The following is a 21,221-nucleotide window of genomic DNA, read 5'->3' on the forward strand; positions in this document are numbered from 1 at the left end:
GGGGCCGCGCCGGGCCCCGCGCGAGGCGGGTCAGCCGGCGGGCGCGTAGTTGTAGATGGACGGCACGGCGGACTGGATCTGCTTCTCCACGCTGATCTTGTCGCCCTTGTACGCATAGACCTGGTCGATGCGGTAGACGGGCGCGAACCAGGCGTTCTCCGTCACGTACTCGTTGACCTGCTGAGCCCGTTCGGCGGATTGATCACCACCGGCCTGCACCGCGTCGATCAGTTCCTCGAGTTCGGGGGTGGTGGTCTCGAACGGGTTGTACAGGGCGTTCGTGGAGACGAGCTGGTTGATCGCCACCGAGGGCTCGCCCTGGAAGAGGTTGAAGTAGATGGCGGCGAACTTGCCGGCATCGACGTCGGCGACGAAGTTCGGGGCCGCCACGGACTCCGTCTCCACCCGGATGCCCACGTCCGCGAGCTGCTGTGTCAGCGCCGCCAGCGGGGTGTCGAACCCGCCGCCGGTCGCCAGGGGGAGGTCGAACCCGTCGGGGTAGCCGGCCTCGGCAAGGAGCTCGCGGGCGCGGTCGGGGTCGTAGGGGTAGGTGTCGTCGAGCTCTTCCAGGTAGGAGCCGCTGTCGGGGCCGAAGACCTGCTCGGTCGTCGTCCCGTGGCCCAGCAGGATCGACTCCAGCATGGTCTCGCGGTCGATGGCGAGGTTGATCGCCTGCCGCACCTTCACCTCCCCCAGGGCGGGCACCATCGCGCCCTCGCGGTCCATCAGGATCAGCCCCTGCCAGTCGACCTGGTAGTCCTCGAGGCGGGCGAGCCCGGCGTCCTCGGCCTGCGAAGCGGTCGACGCGTCGAGGGTGGTGGCGTCGACCTGGCCGGACAGGACCGCGTTCAGCCGCGCCGTGAGCTCCGCGTAGGTCTTCAGCACGATCGTGTCGAACTTTTGCAGGTCCGGGTTCCAGTAGTCCTCGCGTGCGGTGAAAACCAGCTGCGATCCCGAGACCGACGCGGCGGCGTCCAGGACGTAGGGCCCCGAGCCCACCGGCGTGGCGGTCATCTCCTCCGTGCCGAGCTCCTCAGGGCTGCCCATCAGCCCCGCCGCCTGCGACAGGGAGAATTCCAGGGCGGGGTCGGGTTCGCTCAGCACGATCGTCACCGTGCCGGCGTCGACGACCTCGACGGACTCCACCGCCGCCAACTGCGCGGCCTGGCGGCCATTGCCGTCCTGGAAGTTCTCCAGGTTCGCCTTGACGGCCTCGGCGTCGAACACCGCGCCGTCGCTGAAGGTGACGTCGTCGCGCAGCTCCAGCGTGAGCTCGGTGCGGTCGTCGTTGTAGCTCCACTCGGTCGCGAGCATGGGGGACAGCTCCCCGTCGGGCTCACGCAGCAGCAGCGAATCGTAGGTCACCTGGTAGGGCTGGAGACCGTGACCGACGTGCGCCTGCGACGGGTCCCAGGACGTCGGCTCCTGGATGATCCCCAGGCTCAGCGTCCCACCCCGCCCGTCGCCACCGGCCGCGTCCGAGCCACCCGCCCCGGAACACCCGGCGAGCACAACCGCGAGCACCACGGCCGCGGCGGGCATTCCTCTCCTCGCCAGCCTCATGGTCAGCCTCCTCAGGGCATCGGTGATCCGAGATCACCTGGGCGAAACAGGCAGGTCACCGCGTATGACGTAGGCCACATTAGGAACGCCGCGAGCTTTTGGCAACCGGTTGACGCGATCGACTTCCCTTTGGAGGGAGACGATTACCCTCGGCAATCGACGTGTGCGAGAGGGAACACAAAAGGCCCGAGCGGTGCAGTCGCACACCTGCTCGGGCCGGTTATCCGCCGCTAGTCTCCGCCTCTAGGCGCTGGTCTGTTCCGGCGGCTGGTCGGTGTCGAGACGGGTCTCGAAGCCGTCGATGATGGTCCAGCACTCCAGCTCGTAGGGCCAGAGCCTCGGCAGGTGGGCGCGGGCTTCCTCGGGGTCGGGGAAGATGAAGGCGACGTTGTCGATGGGGCGGTCGGGGCCGAGGGCGTTGTCCCGGCGGGCGGCGCAGGCGTCGCGCATCTCGACGGCCGACACGGTCCGGCCGAGAACGACGATCTTCAGGACGTGGCGGTTCTCGTCGTAGAGGCCCTTGAGTTCATGACGGTAGACGTAGGGAGTTTGGAGGTAGCCCCCCTGCGGCGAGATCCCCATGTGTTCGTGCGCGGGGAGCGCCTGTTCGAGCGCCGCTTCCGCGTCGAGGCCTAGGTCATGGAACTGCACGAGCGTGGTGTCGTCTGGTCCCTGGAGGACGCGCCACGGCCCGGTCACCAGCCAACGGCGGGACACCAGATTGCGGTGACCGTCTCCTTTGAAGGCACACGCCCAGCCGTGCGGCAGGTGGTGGTTGCCGAACCCGGCTGCATAGTAAGGGTCCGGATCGTCGAGCCATTCGCTGTGGCGGGTGCCGAAGGAGGCAACTTCGAAGGGAACCGAGTTGAGGAACCCGGGGAGGTCGGACGGCCCGCCGGTGAAGTCGAAGGTGGCGTGGACGACGCCGTCCTTGTGGATGATCAGGTCGTAGGTACGCCGATTATCGAGGAACGCGGCGATCGTCTGCCCGGCACCCGAGTATCGCTCAATCCAGTCCGCCGTGACGGGAACATCTTCCTGGTTGACCCGAACCTCCCGTGGAGCGGCCACGTCACCCCACAGCCCCAGCCTCCACAGGTGCTGGGCGATGGTGATGAGATCAGGGCCACTGAACGCCAGGGAGAGCTGTTCCAGTCGCATTGCTCGCCTTCCGATGGCATGACGGTGCGTATCCGCCTCCACACTACTGCCCAGCACTGTCGTTGTTATTGGGCGATGCCTGGTCCCGGCCGAGCCACTCCTTCAAAGCAGATCTGTCTCGAAGGAAATCGATGGACGCCTGGTTCGCTCTCAGCGTCCGCCTTTGGCCTTCGCTGTCGTATATTTCGATCTCAATGGGAGAGCCTCTGTTCTCTTCCAGAAAATCCGCCAGGAATGTCGCATTTCTTAGAGTTCCTCTTGGATCCGGGAACACGACCCTGGCATTCCTGATGGGGAGTGGCTCCGCTCTTTCTGGGACATTGATTTCATTCCCAGGAATCTTGAGGAGATCTCTGATCTGGCTCTCTTCTCGATCACCTAGTCTTGTTGTGACGTTCTTTATCTCGATGACTCTGCCGGCCGCTACCCCCCTGGTGTTCGTGACCTCAACGATATCGATGTGACGTTCCCCTGTGAGCCCGAGGCTGCGGTGCTGGAGATCGCTCGGGTCGATAGTGACCTGAGTGTGTCCGCCCGGGACGTACATTCTCTCGTACCAGACCTCGCCGAGCCTGCCTCGGTCGGAACTGTCGAGGAGATTGCTGATCTCAAGCATCTCTCGCTGGCTCACGGCGCGTATGGTATTCCGTACGTCCTCGGGTGTGGGGTTGTCAGGGATGCGATCCGCGAAATCCTGGGTCGACTGAATTCGGTTCTCGTCGGTGAGATGGTCAAACAGCTGCTGTCGGAACGCGTCCTTGATTCTATGGCGAACGTTATTGTGCGTTTGACCATCCGGGTTCGGCATCGTATCGATAATTTCGCGTGGGTAACGGCTGTCCTCAATGAGCCCCAGCTTCTGCAACGCCTTGACGAAGCCGCCGAGTGAACTGTTCGGATTGCTTCCGTCAAGTTGGTCGAAAGCGGTCTCTCGATTGGTGGTGTTGAATCGCGCCGGTGGGGGCCTCTCCTCTCCGGGCATGAGCCTGTTGGTTTCCTCGTCGTACCAGCGTGGCGGCAGGCCGTCTTCAATGTTCTCGCGTCTGATGTACCAGCGACCATCTCGCAAGTACCATTCGTATCCGTCGGGCGCCGGAAAGGGCTCAGTCGGACGGTCACCACCGCGGTCCGACGGTCCTCCGTCATCCTCGGGGAGGCCACTCGGTCCGTCCCCTCGGCCGCCCGGTGGCAGGTCCGGCCCGCCGCCACTGCTGGGCGCGTCGATGGTCCCTGTGCCGCCCCGGTCCGTCGACGGCAAATCTGGGCCGCCACCGGACGGGGTGTCCAGTCGTGCCGACGGCGACAGGTCGGGCGACGATCCACCGCCGGGCCGGTCCCCGATCGGCATCTCCGCGCGCCCTTCCGGCACGCCCGCGTTGACCAGTTCCCGCTGGCGGTCGTTGAGCTCGCCGATGATGCCCTCGGGGTGGGCCTCTGCGAGGTCCAGGTCCTCGCGGAAGCGCTGGATGTACTCCTGGATCTCCCGTGTGGTCGGCAGGTTCTCCGGGTTGTCGATGGGGTCGGACGCCTCGGCGTCGGGGTCGGCGTCGCGGGTGGTCTGGTCCGGTTCCGCGCCGTCGCGGTCGGCCGGGCGGTCCGGGGTCGTGGTTTCGTTGTCGGGTCCGGCGTCGGCGTCGGTATCGGTGTCGACAGGGTCGCGGGGCGCCTCCGCGTCGGGCGGGCCGGGCTCGGACGGGGTGGTGTCCGGTGCGTCCGGCTGGGCGGGGGTGTCGGGGAGTTCGCTCAGGCGGGCGGCGTCGTCCATGGCGTCGTCCAGGCCGTCGAGCTGGTTCTGCGGAACGTCCAGGCCGTCGAGCGCGGTGTCGAGTTCCGCATCCGGAGACGCGCCGTCGGGACCGGGTCGGGTGGGGCCCTGGTCGATGTCGAGATCGCCTCTGCGGGTCGGCAGGTCCGGAGCGTCGGGTGCGTTCGGTGCGTCGGGCAGGTCGACGTTGTTGACCGCTCGCAGCCCTCGCATCCCGGCGGAGATCCGGGTGGCCAGGATCGGGACGCCGGCCACGGCGCCGACACCGGTCGCGGTCAGGACGACGCCTGCGATGGTGGTGCCGATGTTGAGGACGCCCTGGGTGATCACGTAGCCCGGCCGATCGTCCCACTCGCGCCACGGAACGATCGAGTGCGCGACCTCCGTCCACGCGGCCAAGGCGTTGCTTCCCCCGTGGACGCCGACGAGTGCCTTCACGCCTTCCCAGGTGTCGCCCCAGTACTGCGCGGCGTTGTCGATGGGGTTGCCGTTGAACCAGCCGCCTTCTTCGGTGTACAGCCCGACCATGGAGGCCGCGTCGAGGAAAGGCGCGGAGACGAAGTCCCAGGCGCCCATGCCGACGTCCTCCCACCACGGGGCGTTGTGCTCTTGGGGTGTGGCCCACGGCGTCTGCACGCCCTCCGGCACGGAGGTGTAGCCGTAGACTTCCTGGCCCTCGCGCGGGTTCGGTTCCTGGCCGTACTCGCCGGCGACGAATGTTGTCCCGCCGAAGATCGCGGTGATCTTGTTGGCACAGGTGCGCTCGGCCGCCATGTAGGCGTTGAGTTTGGCGAAGATCTCGTCGTTGAGGTCGTTGAACTCGTTGACCTTGTCCTCGTCCTCACGCCAGTCGTCGTTGGCGTCGATGTGCGCTTTGAACGCGACCGCCTCGGACTTGAGCTCGCGCAGCCGGGTCTGGATCGGGCCGGCCTCCTCGGCGAATTCGTCCAGCGCGTCGGCGACGGTGGATACGCCGTTCTTGAAGTCGTCGCCGGCCGTGGCCACCGGGTTGACCGCCGCGAGCAGGATGTCGGCCTCAGGCGCGACATAAATGCCGTACAGGCCCTCCCACGCGCTCTTGATGTCGTTTCCGGTCTGGGCGATCCCGGTGCCGTCGTTCCGCAGGGCGCTCGCGGCCGTTTGCAGCTCGCAGGCGTTCAGTTCGGGAATGATGATCTCGTCGGGCTTGATCACGTATTCGTCGCTCAACGCCGCCCCTAAGCGCTCCGGCATTCACTTGTCACTGCCGCCGCGCCATGCGCGGTCGTTGCGTTCGGCGGTCCGGTGCCACGCAGGGTTTCCCGGACCGGCGAAGGGTTCCAGACGTCATTATGGCGGACGGGTCCGGGCAATCCGTGATCGGCATTTCGACCGAAAGAGAGATCTTCTCACTGCCGGAATGCTGTAAATCGTCCCCGTCATGCCAGTGCCATAGGCCGGCCATGGCGGCCGGTCTCCGGTATTCCGCAGATAACCACTGGTCAGCGCGTATGTGTGCGACCGGCGGGGTGCTCAGGTGTCGTTCTCGCCCTGCTACCCGGCGGGTGTCGTCGCACATTCTCGGCACGGTTCCGGGCACCTATGAGGGGGAGTCTGCTGGCCGAATCCGGACAGCCGTGCTGTGAAGACGGTGGCACGATCGCCCTCACATCGCCATCACCCCGCCCGCGGCGAGCCCTCCGGGCTCAAGTGGGCCATGAGCGCTGCGAACCGCGCCGAAGCGTCCGGCTCGGTGCCGTCGCCCAGCGGGTACCAGACCGACGGCGCGTTCTCGCGCCCCAGGGTGTGCCCCTCGACCGGTGCGGCGAGCGCCGCCGAGAGCCCGATTTCGGCCACGCCACGGCCACCGACCGCGATGCCCACCGGGGTGGGGATGCCGTACCAGTGCGGCGTGTAGGTGAGGTCGGGCCGGCCGGCGACGCGCTGGACGGTCATGGTCAGGAGGCTGCCGCGATCGGCGAACCCCCGTGCGAGGTCCTGGAGCGCCCCGATCGGCGGCTCCTCTCCGTCGCGGTAGCCGATCGCCGCCGTGATCGTCTCCTTGACCCCGGAGGTCACGCGAGACACGCGATGGGTGCCGACGAAACCCCGGGTCGAGCCGCCGGGTCCGGCGAACACCGACAGCGTCGCCTGCGGCGCGCGGCGGCGGCACAGCTCGGTCACCGTGACCGGGTTCCACGCCGACAGGGCCGGCTCGCTCACGCCCCACCCGGCGGGGCCGGTCCCGGTGAGTGCCGTGCCGATCGTCTCGACCGCTCCGCCGATGACGAGGTCGGCGGCCGCCGGGTGCAGGAGCCGCAGATCGACCAGGAGCTGGCTGCCCGGGTCCGGCGGCGCGTCCAGGAAGGTGCGCGAGGGCCCGGCGGTGGCGGCGTCGGCGGCGATGACATACCCCGCGGTGTCGTCCCACACCAGCGGCACACCGGAGAAGCCGTCGTAGTGTCCGCCGCCGTCGGGCTCCTCGACCACCCAGCGCGCCTCAGACCTGTTCAGCAGGGCCCGCAGCGGCAGGGTGACGCGCGATTCCGCCGCGGTGCGCACTTGGAGGCCCCGCCCGCTCCGCTCGCAGGCCACGACCGCGTCCGCCAGCCACGTCGTGAGGGGGACCACCGGCCGGTCCTGGACGGCGACCGCCGCCTTGACGGTCATGGCGTCGATCGCCGGGTGGCCGTTCACCGGCTTGGCCGGCGGCGCCGGTGTCACGGTGCCGTGTCCCTCGACCGGGCGCCCGTGCAGCCCGGCACCGCCCGACCAGACCGTTCCGCCGAGCCGGTCGACCAGGCCGTCGGCGAAGCGGTGCGCGAGCGCCACCGTATCGGCATCGGTGTCCGCCGCCCGGGCCTCCACCCACCAGCACGGGTCGGGCATACGCGCCGCGGTCTCGGCCCCGAGCAGCCGTTCCACCTCGCCGGCGGCCTCGACGCGCTGCGCCGCCTCGATGCCGAGCAGCGGCCGGCCGCGAGCATCGCAGAGCTGGATCACCGCGCCGTCGCCGCCGCCGCGGACCTTCAGGTCGGCTCCGGCGCGCACCATCGCGTCGACCAGCCCGCGCACGTCCGGGGGCTGTCGGACCAGCGCGACCACGTCGTAGGTCACTCGTTCTCCTCCGTGTCGTCCACCAGGCCGGTCTGCATGAGTCGCGGGGACTCGCCCCGCCGGATCCACCGGCCCCGGCCGGCCGGCTGGGCGTTGGCGTACACCCGCGGGAACAGCTGGCCCTCGCTCCGGTCGCCGGACATGAGCACCGCACTGGTGCCGATCTCACGCATGGCCTGAACGAGCGGGTCGTACACCCCGCGGGCGGCTCCGGCGACCCGGCGGGTCACGACGAAGTGCAGCCCGATGTCGCGGCCGTTGGGCACGAAGGGGACGAACGGCGTCAGCGGCTTCTGCCCGGCGGAGGTGAGGACGTCGTAGTCGTCGACGAGCACGACGATGCGCGGCCCGTTCAACGCTCCGGCCTCGGCCTTCTCAGGGTCGGCCTCGTCGGGCATACGGTCGGCCAGCTCCTTGGCCACGCCATTCGCCAGTCCCGCGCAGACCCGCGAGTTGCTGGCGTACCCGCCGAGATAGGGCTCCGGGATCAACCCGTGCAGGGTCCGGCGCGGATCCATCACGGCGAACACGACCTCCTGCGGCGAATACCGGCTGATCAGCCCCTTGGCGACCAGCCGCAGCAGATTCGTCTTGCCGCACTCGCCGTCGCCCAGCACGAGCAGGTTCTGGTCGCGGTCGAACAGGTCGAGCAGCACCGGGTCGAGTGCGCGTTCGTCCACGCCGAGCGGCACCAGCCGGGCCTCGCGGTCCGGGCCCGGGAGGGTGCGGGCGGGCAGCCGGTAGGGCAGTACCCGCACCGGCGGCGCCACCGGGCCGCGCCAGACGCTGCTCACCGCGCGGGCGGTCTTCTCGACGACCTCGGCGAGGTTCTCGACCTCGGCAAGCGAGTCGACCCGGGGCAGCGCCACCTGGCCGAACAGCTTGCGGTCGGTGAGCGCCCGGCCGGGAACGTCGGCGCTGATGGTCTCGGCGAGCTTGCGGTCGACCGAGGAGTCCGACGGGTCGTTGAGCCGCAGCTCGACCCTCTGCCCGAAGTTGGACTGCATGGCCATGCGGACGTCGTTCCAGCGCAGCATGGCGGCCACGACGTGGACGCCGTACCCGCCGCCGCGCTGGAGGAGGTCGGAGACCATGTCGTCGACCTGCTCGAAGTCCTTGCGGATGGCGCCGAATCCGTCGACGCACAGCACGACGTCGGCGCAGGGCAGCTCGGGGATCTCTCCGCGGGCGTGCATCCGCCGCAGCTGCTGGACGGAGTCGATGCCGCGGTCGCGGAACACCTGCTGGCGGTGGTCGAGCATGTCCCGCACCTCCTCGACCGTGCGCCGGACCCGCTCGGCGTCGGTCCGGCCCGCGACCCCGCCGACGTGCGGGAGGTCGGACAGCGCCTGGAGGCCGCCGCCGACCAGGTCGAGCGCGTAGACCGCCACCTGGCTCGGGGTGTGGGTGAGGGCGAGGGACAGCACCAGGGTGCGCAGCAGGGTGGTCTTGCCGGTCTGGGGGCCGCCGATGATCGCGAAGTGGCCGCCCGAGGCCGTGAGGTCGAGGTTCCACAGGCCCTGCCACTGCTTCGCGGCGTCGTCGAGCAGGCCGACCGGCACCTGGAGCGGGCTCGGGCCGGCGGGCAGCCGCATCGCCTCGCCGGTGACCTGGAGGGGTCCGGCGACCAGGTCCAGCGTGGTGGCCGACGGCAGCGGCGGCAGCCAGATGTTGCGGGTGCGCTCGCCGTGCTGGGCCAGCTGCCCGACCATCACGTCCAGCAGGGTCGGCCCCATCGTGCGCTCGGGCAGCGCGGGGTCGTCCTCGGGTGCGGCGGCCGCGGTGTCGGCCGAGCCGGCGGTGTTGTACGCGGGGTAGCCGCGGACCGGCAGGCGCTCCGGCGGCTCCTCTTCGTCGGCCGAGACGGGCCCCCGGTAGGCGCCGGAGACGTAGCCGGCCTTGAACCGCTGGTAGACGGTGGTATCGACCTTGAGGTAGCCGAATCCGGGCAGCGCCGGCAGGTGGAAGGCGTCCGGGCTGTCCAGCACCGTGCGGCTCTCCTCCTCTGAGAAGGTGCGCAGCCCCAGCCGGTAGGAGAGGTAGGTGTCGAGCCCGCGCAGCTTGCCGCCCTCGATCCGCTGGCTGGACAGCAGGAGGTGCACGCCGATGCTGCGGCCGATCCGGCCGATGGACAGGAAGAGCTCGATGAAGTCCGGGCGCGCGGTGAGCAGTTCACCGAACTCGTCGATGATCACCAGCAGGTGCGGCAGCGGCGGCAGGTCCGGGTTCTGGGTCCGCCGGAAGGTGTAGTCACCGATGTTGGCGATGTTGCCCGCGTCGCGCAGCACCTGCTGGCGGCGCTGCACCTCGCCGGAGAGGCTGGCGTAGACCCGCTCGATCAGCGCGGCGTCGTCCTCCAGGTTGGTGATGACCCCGGCGACGTGCGGCAGCTCCTCGAAGGGCGCGAACGTCGCGCCCCCCTTGTAGTCGACCAGCACCATGCTGACGCGATCGGGTGAGTGACCGGCGGCGAGCGCGATCACGAGGGTCCGCAGCATCTCGCTCTTGCCGGAGCCGGTGGCCCCCACGCACAACCCGTGGGGTCCCATGCCGAGCTGGGCGGCCTCCTTGAGGTCGAGGATGACCGGACGGCCCATGTCGTCGGCGCCGATGGGCACCCGCAGGAAGGCGCGCTCGCTCCGGGGCGCCCACTGTCGCTCGACGTCGATCTCGCCGGGGTCGGCCACGCCCATCATGGTCGGGAAGTCGACGCTGCCGCCCTCGGCGGCGGTCTCCTCGACGGACTCCCGTGACAGCCGCAACGGGGTCACCATCGCGGCCAGGCCCGTGACCGTCGCCGCGGGGACGTCGTCGACCGTGCCGGTCAGTGTGGGCGCGGCGCCCGGCCGCAGGTCCTGCACCTCGACCTGGTCCCCCGAGACCGTCAGCCGGAGGCTGACCTCGCCGGGCTCCTGGACCTGGTCGGCCACCAGGTGGATCACCGTGGCACCGAGGTCGGCCGGTGCGACCGCGTCGTCCGGGCGGACGAGTTCACCTGCGACATCGCCGTGCGTGTCGTGGATGACGACCAGGCGGCGCATCATCCGGTAGGCCTCGCGCTTGCCCATGCCGCGCCGGACCTCGGCGGCGAAATCGGTACGGGAGCGCAGTTCGTCGGCGAGCAGTGCGCCCAGCTTCGCCGGGGTCGGGGCGATGAGCCGGGCGTTCACCCCGCCGTCGCGCCGCTGCGGGTCGAGCACCTGGGGCAGCCACTTCACCCACTCCCAGTCGGCGGACCGGCGGCCCGGGTGCATCACGGCGAGCGCGACGTCCTCAGGAGCGTGGAATGCGCTGAGCTGGGTGACCAGCGCCCGAACCACGCGCAGCACGTCGGCGCGGTCGCCGACCACGCTGACATTGCCGGCCATGTCCAGGGGCACGGTGAGCGGCATCTCCGGCACCGTCTCGAAGCGCCGGATCACGGAGTGCGCCTCGGAGAGCATGAAAGGGTCGGTCGGGGTGAGCGCGGTGCCCTTCTCGGCCAGCTGGAGCGGCCGCCCGGGCATGACCCCGGTGCCGATGCGCACCCGCAGGAAGTCGGGGTCGCGGCGGCGGCGCTCCCACAGGCGCGTGGGGTCGCGCAGGATGTCGTACAGCGCCTCGGGCGGCGGATCCAGCAGGCGGGCCGCCGAACGCGCATCGCGCTCCCAGCCGCTGAGCTCCTCCCGGAGTTCCTCCAGGTATTCCAGGTACAGCTCCCGCTGGTTGCGGCGCTGCCGGGCGGCCTGGCCGCGGCGGGAGAACAGCATCGCGGCTCCGCCGAGCAGCGCCACGACGAGGACGACCGCGCCCAGCACCATGAACGCCGGGTTGCGCATGACCATCATGATGGTCAGCGACGCCGCCATGCCGACCATGGGCAGCAGGGACAGCAGCTGGTTCCCCTGGGGGTTGCCGTCCGGCAGCGTGGGGGGCGCCTCGACCTGGTGGGGATCGTGTTGCTCGGGCGGATACATCGTCCTGGCCGGCCGATGCACTATCCGGGTCGTCACCAGCCTGCTCCTCAAATGGGATGGCGCAGATAATGGGGGGATTGGAACCGTTCGAAGCGGATCGCCCTATTCTATAAGGGATCTCCCCGGCGGCGGCTTCCCAATTCACAGGCAGCGGAGCGAATACGACCGATCGGAGCGGGCCCCTGACTTCCGACGCACTCGCCATCGCGGGGGACGTGCACGCCCTCATCGAGGACCTGATACCGGTGACCGTGCCGGACGCCGGGTTCGACCGCCCTCTCGCGCGGGTGGTGGTGCCCTTCGGGTGGACGGAGCTGTCCGCCTCGACATGGGAGGTCCTGGAGCGCTGCGCGGCCGCGCCGCGCCACCGATGGCCGATTCTGGTCGACGAATGGCTACGGGAGACCGCCGACCGCGCCGCGCTCGCGGTCGCCGAGATCGAACTCCTCGGCGACGTTCGCGAACTGCTGCGCGTGAAACTCGTCCCGACGATGCCGCCCGACCGGCGAAACGGCCTGGTGTGCGTTCCGGCCGGCCGGTATTTCGACGCATTGATCGTCATCGACCATCCGAAATACGGGGCACCGCTGACAAAAACCCGCGCCGACCTGCTGCAACTCCGGGACCTCGGCTCCGCCCTGGCCCACACCCACGAGCGCGAACTCGCCGGCATCACCCCGGAGATCCGGCCGCTGTCCCCGAACGACTCTGCGCTGGTCTTCCGCAAGCCCGGCAGCCCGTACGTGTCCGCACTCCTCACCGAACTGGACCGCCTGCTCCCCGAACCGCCGCCTTCGGGCGCACTGGTGGGCGTGCCGAGCTACGACACCCTCCTGCTGTACCCGATCCGATCGCGGCCGGCACCCGACGTGATCCCGGCGTTCACCAGGACCGTCGCCACCCTGCACGCCGATGCCGACGCACCGTGCAGCACGGAGGCCTTCTGGTGGCACACCGGAGACCTGTCGCCCCTCTCCGAACCCCGAACCCGCAAAAGACTCCGCCGCCACCTCCGCGGCCGCCGCCGAAGGTGATCTCCCCATCGTCCTCCTCTGGAGTGTCGGGGTAGAGCTGAGTCCGGGACGCGGTCACTCCTTGGGGGCGTCCAGAGCGTCGAGTTCGGCGGGGTCCATGGGGGCGCGGGGTTCTGGATCGAGGTGGTCGGCAAGCTTTCCCCTGCGGACCCCGGTTCCCGCCACTTCGATGAGGGACGGCTGGGACATCCCGAACCCGTCGCCGCGCTCGTACATGAGCAGCAGCGGTTCGAACGGATCGGGTAGCTCGGGGAGTTCGGCGCCGGACTCCTGGAGAGCACGGAAGTGCAGCGCCCACTCACAGGTGTCCAGCACCATCGGAAAGACCGAGTAGGGGAAACTCTCCCGGACCCGGTGGACCAGATCGGCGTCCGCCCGCACGGCGGGATCGATCGCCGCGGCGAGATCACCGAACGGCCATCCCGCCCCGTCCACCTCGCGCGCCCACCATGCCCTCCGCCGCAGATACTCGCGCATCAACACCACCGGGGACTTCCGCCTCCGCCCGCCCGTGGACAGGTCGAAGGCCAGAATCCGGTCGGCGAGCTCCTTGGTCGTACCGGTCATTTCTACATTTCCCCAATAATATATTCGACGAGATCGTCGAGGTTGGACAGGTCAGGATCGAATTCGAAATCCGGCCTCTCGATCCCCATTTTTTCGTAGATCGCGAACGGGTCCCCGTTCTCTCCCGGAGCCAGATCATGCGCCCCTCGAAACTCCGGACTGACCGCCGGGTAATCATACTCGTCATAGTATCCGGGATCCGTCAGCCGGAACGGCACCCCCTCGTCCATCAGCGCACTCTCCACCCCTTCGTGCATGATGAGGCGGCGGAACTGCTCGGCTTCCCTGGGGGACAGCTCTCCGCGTTCCGCCTTGAGCCAAAGGTCGCCGATGTGGGTCATCGGCGAGAACCGCCCTGTGACCGAATCATTCGGACCGCGAGCGACATCGTGCTCTTCATAGAAGAGATGGTCCTTTATTCGATCGAGCAGGCGCCTGTCGATCCCCGTGTTGTCGGAGATGCGCTGAGTGTCACCATCCATTTCCCGGATTGTCGCATAGTCATTGGCGGCCTGACGCGACTGCGGCTCCTCGGCGAAGACATTTCCGTCGCTGTCGAAGTAGCGTCCGGTGGCATCCCGGAAGCCGTCACGGACGAAACGCCCCTGATCGTCGTAGTAGCCACGCTCGATCTCGCCCACCGGGCCGTCAGGGCGGCCCGAGTCGGAACCGCCGTCGGGACTGTCGGCGGGGTCATTGTCCGGAGCGTCGCCGTCCGGGGCGTCGCTGTCCATGTCGGCGTACTCCGGCCGCTCATAATCGCGGGGGTCGACATCGAGCCCATCACTGCCGCCCGGGCGAGGCCGCGGGGGCCGATCGTCCTGACTGCTGTTGTTGGTGTCGGAGCCATCACCCGAATCCGAGTCGGACGGTCGGTCCCCCGTTTCGTCGGTATCGGTATCGGTGTCCTGGCGGTCCTGCGGCCGGTCCGGCGTCTCGTCGGCGTCGGGGGGACGGTTGTCGTCGTCCTGCTGGTCGGTGTCGTCGCGGGGGTCCGGTCCGTCGTCGGCGGGATTTCCGTCGCCATTGTCGCCGGGCGACTCCGGGTCCGGGGAGCTGTCGGGGGACCTGTCGCCGGTTCCCTCTCCCCCAGGATCTCCGTCTGTGCCGTCCGGAGTCGTGGTGTCCGCTGGATCGTTGTCCGGCGAGTCGGGGCCCCCGCCGTCGTCCGAGGGGCCCGGGTCCGCCGGGCTGTCGTCCCTCCCTGAGGGTGCCGGGCTCTCCGGCCCATCGCCGTCAGGGGTCTCCCCGCCGCCGATCGGGGCCGGCTCGCGTTCCGCCAGGCGGTCGGCGTCGTCCAGCGCACCGTCCAGGCCGTCGAGGCGGTTCTGTTCGATGTCCAGGCCATCCAGCGCATCGTTGAGATCCTGGGTGGACGGCAGCTCGTCGGCGCTGCGCCCGATCGACACGTCGCTCGCGTCCACCCGTGTCGGCGCGTCGGGGGCGTCCACGTCCACGTCCGCGTCGGCACCATCGGCGGCGCGTCGGCCGCCGCGGATGACGCCCCGCACGAGTCCCGCGCCGCCAATGAAGATGCTGCCGATGTTGAGGACGCTCTGGGTGATGACGTAGCCGGGCCGGTCTCCCCACTCACGCCAGGGGACGAAGGCGTGCGCGAACTCGGTCCAGCCGGTGGAGAAATTGCCCCACCACTCACCGAAGGAGCTGACGCCCCAGCCGTTCTCACCGTAGAGCCCGGTGAGCGTTCCGAGGCCCTCCAGGATGCCGGTGTAGTTGGCGGCGAGGTTGTCGCCCCACTCGCTCCAGGAGCTGACCCCCCAGCCGTTCTCACCGTAGAGCCCGACCAGGCCACCGAGGTCCTCGGCGATCCCGATCCCGAAGTCGGCGACCCCGTTCCAGACGTCCTCGTACCACGGGGCGTCGTACTCCTGCGGCGTGGCCCACGGCGTCTCGACGTCCTGCGGCGCCTCGGTGAAGCCGTAGGCCTCCTGCCCCTCCCGTACCAGGGTCTCCCCGTTGGGGTCCAGCGCGACGAACGTGGTCCCGCCGAAGATCGCGGTGATCGCGTTGGCGCAGGTGCGCTCCGCCGCCTGATAGTCGTTCACCGCTGCGAGCACGTCATTGTTCAACCCGTTGTGCTCGTTGACCTTGTCCTCGTCCTCCCGCCAGTCGTCGTCGCCGTCGATGCCCTCGACGAAGGACTGCGCGTCCGACTTCAGCGTCCGCAGCCGGGCCAGGATCGGCCGGATCTCCTCGGCGAAGTCGATCAGCGCCTCCCCCACCGTCTCGGTCGCCGCCCCGACCTCGTCGCCGGCGGTCGCCACGGGGTCGACCGCAGCCAGCAGGATGTCGTCCTCAGGAGCGATGTAGATGCCCTCGAGACCGCTCCACGCGGACTTGATGTCCTGACCGGCCTGGGCGATGCCCTCGCCGTCGCCCTTCAGATCCCGTCCCGCGGCCTCCACCTCGTCCGGGTCCACGGGCGGGATGGGGATCGCCCCCGGATCGATCACGCCGTCACTCAACGCCGCCACCCCTCGTATTCAGCTGTCGAGCAGCGAGACCTTCCCCCGCCCCCGCTCGTCGGTGTCATGAAGATGGATCGCGAGAACAGCGTTCTCGCAGCGATGCCGCATGCGGAAATGGCGATGAGGTGCCCGGAAGATCAGGCGCCCTCGCGGCCGGCTACTCCGGGACCCGCCCCGCGCCCTCCTGGGCGGTCGCGGCCATTTCCAGGTCTCCGTCCAGGTAGGCCGTTGTGGCCTCGGTGCAACCCGTGACTGCGCTGGCGCTCTTGAGCACCATGTTCGTCAACTTGTCGGCGTACTCCCCGACGAACTCGCCCAGCGCCGTGGAGATGGGACCGCTGGCCGCCTGCGTCGCCGCGTTGTCGACGTTGCCGGAGAACGTCTGGATCTTGCCGACCAGGCCACCCGTGCCGTCGTCGCCCTGGACGTAGCCACCGACGGTCGTCATCACGGTGCCCACCGCCGGTGCGTCGATGTCCCATCCGGACATGTGAAGCCGTCCCTTCCACTCAGCGCGGCAGACCGATGTGGAACTCCCGCCTGTCAATTGGAGTCGCGTCGCCACCCGTTGGTTCCGAACCGTTCGGCGCGGAAATTCGTGGGCGGGCTGGTGGCCGGCGCATGGCCGGAATCGGCCAATTCCGGATCCAGCTGGGAAACGCGGGCCATCAACCGGCCGATGCCGACGCTCAGATCGGCGACGTCGTCTCGCACCCGGGTGCGCAAGCGCGCCGTGGACGCCCGCAGCCGGGCGTGCGGATCCTGCGGTTCCGACTCGTCCGCGCCCACCGGATCAGCGTTTCCGTTGGCCTCGGCAGCGTCTTCGGCGTTTTCGGTGGTGTCGTCCCAGTCCTCGGGTTCGACCAGTTCGAACTTCACGTCCAACCCCCGTCCCCCACATCGCGCCCGGAAAGCACGCGATCAACCCTCCCATTCCCTGTATTATAAATTGTCCTTTACCTGACTGAACATGAACGGTCGCATTGGCGCGGTCGTGATCGAATTTCGGGGGAACCGGCGGCATGCGTCGTCCGTCCGTTCTAGCGAGGGAGCGGACGACCGCACCGCGACCGAGGAACAGGTGAACACATGTCTCGATGGGACTACGGCGATCAGACCCTGACCACCCTGGCCGGCAACACCTCGGACTCCACTCAGGACCTGGGCACGCTCATCCAGCAGCTGATCGCGGCCGCAGAGCCGCTGGCGGGCAAGTTCAACGGTGCCGGCAAGGCGGCCTTCGACTCGTTCAAGGCCAGCTCCGAGCAGATCACCGCCGACCTGAACGCGGGGCTCGGATCGATCAACGAGGGGCAGCGCGGTATGCAGACCGCCTTCTCCTCCGGCAACCAGACCATGGCGGAGGACGCCCGGCAGAACATGGGCGCGGCCAACTTCGACGCCGCCAAGTTCCGCACGGCCTGACGGCCCGACCACTCGACCGGCAGGAGGGAGCCCGATGAGCGAGGGACGCAACAGCTACGACATCGGTGCCTCGGAAGAGGCACAGGCCAACATCCACGCCATCATCGGCCAGCTTGAGGCCATCATCGGCAGCCGCGACGTGGACGTCAGCAACGCCATGGCCGACTTCGAGGCCACCGGCGTGTCCGACGAGTACAGCGCCAAGGAACTCAAGTGGCACAACGCCGCGAACGAAGTGCGTGAGATCATCCGGTTGGTGCGGCAGACGCTGGAGAGCAACGACGGCACCGCACAGCAGTCGCTGAGCCGGGCGGCCTCGGCGGTGCAGGCCATCTAGGCCGGCCCCGCCACACCCCCGGACCTCGGGAAGGGCACGCCGGCCCACCGGCGTCCTTCCCGTGGCGCGCTCTGCGCATCCCCCCGCACCACCCACAACACGAAGGGCCCTCGATGGCGCGCGACTACGACAGCCAGCTGCTGGAGTCGGTCGCCGTCCGCCGTCAGCGGCTCCGCGAGGCGACGCTCTTCGGCGCGCAGCGCACCCGCAGGCGGCTGGACGAGAACATCACGCGGGTCGTCGTCGGCCTGTGCGTCTCGGCGGTGCTGTGCGCCGGAACCGTCGGCTGGTCCTTCCTCCAGACCCAGCTGCGCGACCAGGAGACCGAGCAGGGTCAGGCGTCGGCCCCGCCGAACGTCACCGCCCCGCCGCTGCCGGCCGACTGGGTGGGTGCCGACGTCACCCTGCCCATGCTCCGCGACGAACTCGACGACGCGGGCGTCCCCCAGGACCTCTACGTCCTTCCCGACGACACCCGCCCCGAGCCCGGCAGTGTCGCCAGCTACTACCTGCTCACCGACGACGGCGACCGGATCGCCATCGGCATCATCGAGTTCGACCAGGGCCGGACCGGAGCCGAGTTCGCCAGCGTGGACGAGGCGGCCCGCTGGATGTACCAGCAACTGGTGCCCACGGAGTCCGCCCCTGAGACGCTGACGGCCGAGGAGGAGGGTACCGCCGGTGAGCAGACCGCCGAACTCGTGGCCGCCGCCGAGGAGCGCCTCGCCGAGAGCACGGGCGGCGGGTCCTACCAGCAGGCGTTCGAGCCGGGGCACATCGTGGACGCGTTCGGCCCCGAGAGCGGATCGCTGCTCTTCCCCGACGGGACACCGTTCGCGCAGCGCGGGCTCCCCGAGTACGTGAGGGACGCCCCCGAGGCGGACGGCGCGGGTGGGTCCGAGGCCTACCACCGCTACCGCGTCATCCACCCGTTCCAGGCGTCGGCGTCGGTGTCCCCGGCCACCGCGGACAGCGAGGGCGGCGGGGTCCGGTTCCGCGTCACCGCCAACGGTTTCAGCCAGCCGCCCCAGCTGCCGAGCATCCGCTGGCTGCTGAGCAACGGCTACCTCGAACGGGTCGAGGTGGCGGATGTCCCCCAATAGCCGCGCTATCGGCAGCCTCCCCGCCGGGGATCGGGGCCGAGATTCGATAGGAAGGTCTCGATGACCGCTTGGAGCCGGGTGACGCTCGTCGGCGAACGCCGCAGGGTCGACGCCGTCCTGCCCGCCCAGGAGCCGGTCGGCGCACTGCTGCCCGAGGTTCTCCAGCTGCTCGGCGATCCGGTGTCCGACCCGGCACAGCCGCTGCACCTGGCCACCGCGGCCGGGGTCGTCCTGGAGGGCGACGCCACCCTCGCCGGCCGCAGTGTCGCGGACGGGTCGGTGCTCCGGCTCATCCGCGCCGACGACCCACTGCCCGCGCCCATCGTGCACGAGGTCCCCGAGGCGGTGGGCGACGCGCTCGACGGCCATCGCGGGCGGTGGACACCGGTGGCGGCCCGCTGGACGGCCACCTGCGCCGCCACCGCACTCTGGTCGGCGCTGGGCGTGATGGTGTGGGCCGGCCTGGGAGGTGGCACCGCCGTCGCGGTGAACGCGACCGTCGCCGTGCTGCTCGTCATCGCCGGCTCGGCCATCGGCCCGACCCGGCGGGAATCCCTGGGCACAGCGCTGTCCATCGGCGGCGCCGCGCTCGGCTGCGTTGCGCTGTGGCTGGCGGCCGGCCTTTACGACTGGCCCGAATGGGTGCGCTGGAACGGGCTGGCGGTCATCGCCGCGCTCCTCGTGGCCGGTCTGGGCCTCACGTCCGGCCTCGGCCGCGGTGGGGTGGTGGGCGGCGGCATCGCGCTGCTGCTGGCCCTGCTGTGGCCGGTGGGCGCGGTGCTCGGCCTGGCGGCGGTCCACATCGCGGCGGCAACGGTCATCGCGTGCGTGGTCCTGCTCAGCGTGCTCCTGCGGGTCGCGCTCACATTGTCGGGCCTCACCGCGCTGGACGACCAGCGCAGCGCGGGCGCGACCGTTACCCGGACCGACGTGCTGACCTCCCTGTTCAGCGCGCACCGCAGCATGACCGTTGGCACCGCCGCGGTCGCGCTCGCCGCGGCGGTCGCCGGGCTGGTGCTGGCGGCGGGGTTCAACGGCTGGACGGCCGGGCTCGCCCTGCTGTTCGCGGTCGTGCTGGCCAGCCGGTCGCGCTTCTACCCGCTGATCGCCGAGAAGGCCACACTGCTCGCGGCGGCGCTGGTGGTCCTGGTCAGCGCCGCGCTGGCCGGTGCCGGCCACGCGCCCTGGGCGTTCTGGACGGCGCTCGGCCTGCTCGTCGCCGGCCTGGCGATCCCGATCGTCGCGCTCGCGGCCGAGCCGCCGGAGTTCGTGCGTGCCCGGCTGCGGCGGATCACCAGCCGGGTCGAGGCCGTGGCGGTCGTCGCCCTGATCCCCGTCGCGCTCGGGGTGTTCGGCACCTACGAACGCCTCCTCACCACCTTCTGACCCACGACCCCCGGGAGGAACGGCAATGGATGACCGTCCGGAGCCACCCGCCGCCGGCGGCGTGGCCACGGCGAGCGAGCGCGGCGACTCGCTGACGCGCCAGGTCGGCCGCGCGGTCATCCGCACCCTCCGGCCCCCCGACGACGTCCTGACCACGATCGAGTCGGGGCAGGCGCTACAGCGGCCGATCACGACCGGGCGCCGGATCGTCCTGGGCAGCCCGCGAGGTGAGGCCGACGGCAGCGTGCTCACCACGCTGCTCGCCCTGGTGTTCGCGCACTACCGGCACGATCGGGTACTCGCCGTCGACCTCGTCCCGGACCGGCGCACGCTCGCTCTGCGGTTCGGCGTGCGGCCGCAGCTGTCCCTGGCCGACCTCGCTGCGGGCCGGGTCGACGCCGACTCCTTCGAGCAGGTGGAGTCCCACCTGACCCACGCCCGCGATCGCGTCTGGCTGCTACCGGGGGCGGGAAGCGGCTCCGAGGGCGCCACGCTGCCCCCCGAAACGCTGCCGAACACGGTCCTGCCGCTCACCCGCTTCTTCGGCGTGACGCTGATCGACCGCGGGCCACAGTCCCCGGCCGAGCTCGACGCGGCGACGCTGGCGGCCGCGCACGCGCACGTCTTGGTGGACACGGCCACCCGAGAAGGCGCGGCCGGCATCGGCAGGGCGATCGACCGGATGATCGCCGCCGGCGACGACTCGGTCCTGGCGCGCACCGTCGTCGTGTTCGTCGACCGGCCCTCGAACGAGGACCGGGCCTTCAACTTCCCGGGAACCGCCGACGTCCTGCGCGACGGCGGAGCGGCGGTGTTCCGGCTGGGCCACGACCGGCACCTGGCCCGCACCACCACCGTCGATCCGCGCAGGCTCGCCGAGGCGTCCCGCGCCACCGCGATCCGGGTTGCGGCCGAGGCGCTGCGCCGCTCCGGTTGACCCAGCCGCTCCGCCGCCGCGCGTCCCGAAGGAGCATCATGTCCACACCATCGTCCGAAAACGGCCAAGGACTCCCCGGCCCGACGACCGGCGCCGGCCCGTCCGCCCCCTCCGACGCCCCCACCGGGGCCCAGGCCATCCCGCCGACCGCCGACGCCATCGCCGTGATCCCCGGCTGCCCGGTGGCCCAAGCCTTCATGGACGGCAGCCCCCACCCCGGCACGCCCGACCGGCCGGACCCGTATCCGGCCCCGGCCCCGGAGCACGGCCCCGAGCACGGCTCCTACGAGCACCGGCTCCGGTCCGTGGCCGACCTCCCGACGTCGCCGGTGCGGCGCACCATCCACCGCGCGACCGGCGGCCGGGGGAACGTACGTGTGAGAGCGGATTGAGACCGCCGGT

16 protein-coding genes are annotated in these 21,221 nt (G+C 70.1%); 7 read left to right on the plus strand and 9 right to left on the minus strand.

What is annotated here, in order from left to right; translation table 11 throughout:
* Positions 1–30 precede the first annotated feature (30 nt).
* The 5 genes from ACFOVU_RS10020 to eccCa form a co-directional block, all read right to left on the minus strand.
* Positions 31–1,542: an ABC transporter substrate-binding protein gene (locus ACFOVU_RS10020; RefSeq protein ID WP_378532131.1), complete on the minus strand. Its 1,512-nt coding sequence runs from the start codon at positions 1,540–1,542 to the stop codon at positions 31–33.
* Positions 1,543–1,806: 264 nt separating this feature from the next.
* Complete coding sequence (locus tag ACFOVU_RS10025) at positions 1,807–2,724, minus strand: hypothetical protein (RefSeq protein WP_378532133.1); 918 nt, start codon at positions 2,722–2,724, stop codon at positions 1,807–1,809.
* Positions 2,725–2,767: 43 nt separating this feature from the next.
* A complete protein-coding gene (locus ACFOVU_RS10030) occupies positions 2,768–5,698 on the minus strand; it encodes a hypothetical protein (RefSeq protein ID WP_378532135.1) in 2,931 nt (976 codons plus the stop codon).
* Positions 5,699–6,145: 447 nt separating this feature from the next.
* Positions 6,146–7,585: a DUF6177 family protein gene (locus ACFOVU_RS10035; RefSeq protein ID WP_378532137.1), complete on the minus strand. Its 1,440-nt coding sequence runs from the start codon at positions 7,583–7,585 to the stop codon at positions 6,146–6,148.
* The gene (gene eccCa, locus ACFOVU_RS10040; protein WP_378532138.1) at positions 7,582–11,577 is read right to left on the minus strand and encodes a type VII secretion protein EccCa; all 3,996 of its coding nucleotides are present in this window, start codon (positions 11,575–11,577) and stop codon (positions 7,582–7,584) included. Before eccCa ends, ACFOVU_RS10035 begins: the two co-directional genes overlap by 4 nt.
* A 179-nt stretch (positions 11,578–11,756) precedes the next feature.
* On the opposite strand from eccCa, the gene ACFOVU_RS10045 reads away from it, so the two are divergent.
* Entirely contained in the window at positions 11,757–12,575 is an 819-nt protein-coding gene (locus ACFOVU_RS10045) for a hypothetical protein (RefSeq protein WP_378532140.1), read from the plus strand.
* A gap of 54 nt (positions 12,576–12,629) precedes the next feature.
* Here ACFOVU_RS10045 and ACFOVU_RS10050 read toward each other — a convergent pair whose 3' ends face one another.
* The 4 genes from ACFOVU_RS10050 to ACFOVU_RS10065 all read right to left on the minus strand — a co-directional run bounded on the left by ACFOVU_RS10050 (position 12,630) and on the right by ACFOVU_RS10065 (position 16,510).
* Complete coding sequence (locus tag ACFOVU_RS10050; RefSeq protein WP_378532142.1) at positions 12,630–13,142, minus strand: hypothetical protein; 513 nt, start codon at positions 13,140–13,142, stop codon at positions 12,630–12,632.
* A gap of 2 nt (positions 13,143–13,144) precedes the next feature.
* A complete protein-coding gene (locus tag ACFOVU_RS10055) occupies positions 13,145–15,628 on the minus strand; it encodes a hypothetical protein (protein WP_378532144.1) in 2,484 nt (827 codons plus the stop codon).
* Positions 15,629–15,788: 160 nt separating this feature from the next.
* Positions 15,789–16,121, minus strand: a complete 333-nt coding sequence (locus tag ACFOVU_RS10060; protein WP_378532146.1) for a DUF6507 family protein — start codon at positions 16,119–16,121, stop codon at positions 15,789–15,791.
* A gap of 53 nt (positions 16,122–16,174) precedes the next feature.
* Positions 16,175–16,510 carry a hypothetical protein gene (locus ACFOVU_RS10065; protein WP_378532148.1) on the minus strand — a complete coding sequence of 112 codons (336 nt, stop codon included), beginning with the start codon at positions 16,508–16,510 and terminating at the stop codon, positions 16,175–16,177.
* Positions 16,511–16,720: 210 nt separating this feature from the next.
* Between ACFOVU_RS10065 and ACFOVU_RS10070 the strand changes: the two genes are divergently transcribed.
* The 6 genes from ACFOVU_RS10070 (at position 16,721) to ACFOVU_RS10095 (ending at position 21,211) form a co-directional block, all read left to right on the plus strand.
* The gene (locus ACFOVU_RS10070; protein WP_378532150.1) at positions 16,721–17,056 is read left to right on the plus strand and encodes a hypothetical protein; all 336 of its coding nucleotides are present in this window, start codon (positions 16,721–16,723) and stop codon (positions 17,054–17,056) included.
* Between the two features lie 34 nt (positions 17,057–17,090).
* On the plus strand, positions 17,091–17,393 hold the full coding sequence (locus ACFOVU_RS10075; protein WP_378532152.1) for a pore-forming ESAT-6 family protein: 303 nt from the start codon (positions 17,091–17,093) through the stop codon (positions 17,391–17,393).
* Between the two features lie 113 nt (positions 17,394–17,506).
* A complete protein-coding gene (locus ACFOVU_RS10080; RefSeq protein ID WP_378532154.1) occupies positions 17,507–18,496 on the plus strand; it encodes a TNT domain-containing protein in 990 nt (329 codons plus the stop codon).
* Positions 18,497–18,556: 60 nt separating this feature from the next.
* Complete coding sequence (locus ACFOVU_RS10085) at positions 18,557–19,882, plus strand: EsaB/YukD family protein (protein WP_378532156.1); 1,326 nt, start codon at positions 18,557–18,559, stop codon at positions 19,880–19,882.
* Between the two features lie 25 nt (positions 19,883–19,907).
* Positions 19,908–20,819 carry a MinD/ParA family ATP-binding protein gene (locus ACFOVU_RS10090; protein ID WP_378532158.1) on the plus strand — a complete coding sequence of 304 codons (912 nt, stop codon included), beginning with the start codon at positions 19,908–19,910 and terminating at the stop codon, positions 20,817–20,819.
* Positions 20,820–20,857: 38 nt separating this feature from the next.
* Positions 20,858–21,211 (plus strand): hypothetical protein, encoded by a 354-nt coding sequence (locus ACFOVU_RS10095; RefSeq protein ID WP_378532159.1) that lies wholly within the window; start codon positions 20,858–20,860, stop codon positions 21,209–21,211.
* The last annotated feature ends 10 nt before the right edge of the window (positions 21,212–21,221 follow it).

This window comes from Nocardiopsis sediminis, from assembly GCF_042650565.1.
In the GTDB taxonomy this organism is placed as follows: domain Bacteria; phylum Actinomycetota; class Actinomycetes; order Streptosporangiales; family Streptosporangiaceae; genus Nocardiopsis_B; species Nocardiopsis_B sediminis.

Bases quoted from the DNA above. Each gene is read 5' to 3' on its own strand.
- ACFOVU_RS10020 (WP_378532131.1), bottom strand. From the start codon at position 1,542: ATGCCCGCCGCGGCCGTGGTGCTCGCGGTTGTGCTCGCCGGGTGTTCC.
- ACFOVU_RS10025 (WP_378532133.1), bottom strand. From the start codon at position 2,724: ATGCGACTGGAACAGCTCTCCCTGGCGTTCAGTGGCCCTGATCTCATC.
- ACFOVU_RS10050 (WP_378532142.1), bottom strand. From the start codon at position 13,142: ATGACCGGTACGACCAAGGAGCTCGCCGACCGGATTCTGGCCTTCGAC.
- ACFOVU_RS10060 (WP_378532146.1), bottom strand. From the start codon at position 16,121: ATGTCCGGATGGGACATCGACGCACCGGCGGTGGGCACCGTGATGACG.
- ACFOVU_RS10070 (WP_378532150.1), top strand. From the start codon at position 16,721: ATGTCTCGATGGGACTACGGCGATCAGACCCTGACCACCCTGGCCGGC.
- ACFOVU_RS10075 (WP_378532152.1), top strand. From the start codon at position 17,091: ATGAGCGAGGGACGCAACAGCTACGACATCGGTGCCTCGGAAGAGGCA.
- ACFOVU_RS10080 (WP_378532154.1), top strand. From the start codon at position 17,507: ATGGCGCGCGACTACGACAGCCAGCTGCTGGAGTCGGTCGCCGTCCGC.
- ACFOVU_RS10085 (WP_378532156.1), top strand. From the start codon at position 18,557: ATGACCGCTTGGAGCCGGGTGACGCTCGTCGGCGAACGCCGCAGGGTC.
- ACFOVU_RS10090 (WP_378532158.1), top strand. From the start codon at position 19,908: ATGGATGACCGTCCGGAGCCACCCGCCGCCGGCGGCGTGGCCACGGCG.
- ACFOVU_RS10095 (WP_378532159.1), top strand. From the start codon at position 20,858: ATGTCCACACCATCGTCCGAAAACGGCCAAGGACTCCCCGGCCCGACG.